Raw genomic sequence first — 2,769 nt, forward strand, 5'->3', positions numbered from 1 at the left:
TCATCAACTCTCGAAGAAGCCGGAGCGCCAGCTGATAAGCCCAGGTCCTGGGGCTATGCAGGCCACAACGAGCCCAACGAACTCAAGGGTTATTTCTTAGTCCGCGGCGTGAAAGTCGTGTCTTTGACGGAGAACTTCGACCTGGACACCAAAGAGGGTCGCTTCATGTTCGCGGTCCTGGCCGCAGCCGCCGAGTTCGAGGTGGAACTGCGCGCCGAGCGCCAGGCCGAGGGGATCGCCGCCACCAGGCGCCGCGAGGCCACCGGCGTCATGCTGCCCGGCAAGGAGAAGACCGGCCGACCCCGCGTCATCGGCCCCGCCGAGCTGGTGACGCTGCGCCGTCTGGTTGACGACGGCGCCTCGGTCACCGAGGCCGCCCGCACCCTCAAAATCGGCCGTTCCACCGCCTACGCAGCACTCGTACAACGCTGACCAGCAGCTATCTCACTCCACGGCCCGTTTCTGCCGTCCGGTGGCACCCCCTGTAGGCATCCCGGCTGCGCTGGTCACGGGGCGATGACGCATTCGGCCAGTTCCCGCGCGGCGGCCGCTGGGTCGGTGCCGGGGCGGGTCGCCCCGGCGGCGAGGGTGCCGTCGATGAGGAGCAAGAGCTGGTCGGCGCCGCGCTCGGGCCGTGGGTGCCCGAGCGTGACCAGTTCGCGCTCCAGGAGGTCGTGCACGTGCCGCCGGTAGTCGCGGGTGATCTCGTGCGCGGGGTGGTCAGGGTCGGTCAGGGCGAGGTCGGCGGCCAGGTAGCGACAGCCGTGGAACCCGGGCGTCGCAGTGATCTCGCCGAGCCGGTCGAACACGGCCAGCAGACGCTCGCGCGGGTTGTCGCCGGCGGCGTCCATGGTGCGCCGGTAGTCGGCGTCGTCGGCGGCGGCGGCGGATCTGAGGACTTCGACGATCAGGCCGTCCTTGCCGCCGAAGTGCTCGTACAGCGATCGTCTGGCCACGTTCGCCGCCTTGAGTAGCGCGTCCACGCCGACGTTCACGCCCTGGCTGTAGATCAGCTGGTGAGCGGCCTCCAGTAGTCGCTCTCGCGGGCCCGGTTGTGTGCGAACGCTCATGAAGGCCAGGCTCCCATGGATTGACAAGTAGATCAACCGGTCGATATATGTATAGACCGATCGATCTATCTACATCTGGAGGGGTTGTGTCTTTCCGTTCCACCGCCGAGGTCATCGACCGCTTCAACCGCGCCTTCATCGACCGCGACCGCGACCTGCTCACGGACCTGGTCGCTGAGGACTGTGTGATGGAGTCCGTCCAGCCGGCCCCCACCGGGGAACGCGTCACAGGCCGCCAGGCCTGCCTGGACTGGTGGAGCGCGCTCGTGGACGACCGCGCCAGCCAGTTCGAGCCGCAGGAGGTCGTGGTCGCGGGAGAACGGGCGACGATCCGCTGGAACTACCGCTACGGCTCCGGTCCCTCGGACTGGGTCAGCGGAGTGAACCTCATGCACGTGCGCGACGGCCAGATCATCGAGGCTCTCGGCTACAGCAAGACCGCCGGCGAAGTCCCGCTGGCCACCGACGACTGAAGGACGGGATCCCCTCATGCGCAGCTACCACGTCAACAGCGGGGCCGGGATCGCCGGTCTGTCGATCAAGGATCATCCCGACCTCCAGCCCGGTCCCGGACAGATGCTCGTCGCGGTGCGCGCCGCGTCCCTCAGCTACCGCGAGCTGATGATCCTGCGCGGCGACTACGTGCTCCCGGTGAAACCGGATGTAGTGCCGGTCTCCGATGGGGCCGGCAAGGTCGTCGCGATCGGCCCCGGCGTCCGTACTGCGAAGATCGGCGATAGGGTCACGGCCATCCTGTTCCCGAGCTGGCAGGACGGCCCTTTTGGCCTCCAGCACCTGCCGCAGCTGGGCGGCTCGCTGGACGGCATGCTCACCGAACTCGCACTGCTCGACGAAAGCACGCTCGTGCCGATCCCCGACCACCTGTCCTACGAGGAGGCGGCGACGCTCCCCTGCGCCGCCGTCACCGCCTGGAACGCCCTGACCGGCGACGACTCCGGTCCGTTGTCCGGGCAGACCGTCGTCACCCAGGGCACCGGGGGAGTGTCCCTGTTCACGCTCCAGTTCGCCAAGGCGCTCGGCGCCCGGGTGATCGCCACCACCAGCAGCCCGGCCAAGGCGGAGCGCCTGTCCGAGCTCGGCGCTGACGAGATCGTCGACTACCGGACCACACCCGACTGGCCAGCCAGGGTCCGGGAGCTGACCTCGGGACAGGGCGCCGAGCGCGTCATCGACGTCGCCGGCGACCTGGGGCAATCACTCAGAGCGGTCGCGATCGCGGGCCACGTCGCCAGCGTCGGGTTCGTCTCCGGCAACCCCCCGCTCCTCGACCCCCGGGCGATCTTCAACTCCGGAGCCGCAGTCCGCGGCATCGCCGTCGGCAGCCGCGCCCAGTTCCTCGCCATGAACCAGCTCATCGAGGCCCACCGGCTCCGCCCGGTCATTGACCGCGTCTTTCCCTTCGACCAGGCAGCCGACGCCTACCGCCACTACGCCTCGGGCAAGGCGTTCGGCAAGATCGTTATCACCGTGTGACACCGCGGTCCAGAACGTCGCGGATCAGAGGGAGGATCTCCTCCCTGCTACGCCGCGTTCACCATAGACCCCACCGGCTGACCTGTGGTGCCAGAGGTTGCGGCCGTTTCTGCCGTATTCGTGTGTCCTGAACGTGAAGGAGAGTTCGATATAGGCGAATTATCTGGAGCGATGCTGCTCGAACGATGAAGGTTTGGCCCTTCGG

General features: G+C 67.9%; 4 protein-coding genes. 3 read left to right on the forward strand and 1 reads right to left on the reverse strand.

The genetic code is table 11. From position 1 onward, the window contains the following. Nucleotides 1-432 (forward strand): recombinase family protein (locus tag IG98_RS0143610; protein WP_157594897.1); only part of this gene is annotated, 432 nt, incomplete at its 5' end. Nucleotides 433-506: 74 nt separating this feature from the next. Here the strand turns inward: IG98_RS0143610 and IG98_RS0143615 are convergent. Further along, nucleotides 507-1,070: a TetR/AcrR family transcriptional regulator gene (locus IG98_RS0143615; RefSeq protein ID WP_037972946.1), complete on the reverse strand. Its 564-nt coding sequence runs from the start codon at nt 1,068-1,070 to the stop codon at nt 507-509. 86 nt (nt 1,071-1,156) lie between these two features. Here IG98_RS0143615 and IG98_RS0143620 point away from each other — a divergent pair, with 86 nt between their 5' ends. Both IG98_RS0143620 and IG98_RS0143625 read left to right on the forward strand, forming a co-directional pair. Beyond that, complete coding sequence (locus IG98_RS0143620) at nt 1,157-1,543, forward strand: nuclear transport factor 2 family protein (RefSeq protein WP_037972948.1); 387 nt, start codon at nt 1,157-1,159, stop codon at nt 1,541-1,543. A gap of 16 nt (nt 1,544-1,559) precedes the next feature. Beyond that, the gene (locus IG98_RS0143625; RefSeq protein ID WP_030926373.1) at nt 1,560-2,564 is read left to right on the forward strand and encodes a zinc-dependent alcohol dehydrogenase family protein; all 1,005 of its coding nucleotides are present in this window, start codon (nt 1,560-1,562) and stop codon (nt 2,562-2,564) included. Nucleotides 2,565-2,769: the final 205 nt, after the last annotated feature.

This window comes from Streptosporangium amethystogenes (assembly GCF_000721075.1).
Lineage (GTDB): Bacteria > Actinomycetota > Actinomycetes > Streptosporangiales > Streptosporangiaceae > Streptosporangium > Streptosporangium amethystogenes.

What these genes read in the sequence shown, in the direction of transcription:
- IG98_RS0143625 (WP_030926373.1), top strand. Translation starts at nt 1,560, where the DNA reads ATGCGCAGCTACCACGTCAACAGCGGGGCCGGGATCGCCGGTCTGTCG.
- IG98_RS0143615 (WP_037972946.1), bottom strand. Translation starts at nt 1,070, where the DNA reads ATGAGCGTTCGCACACAACCGGGCCCGCGAGAGCGACTACTGGAGGCC.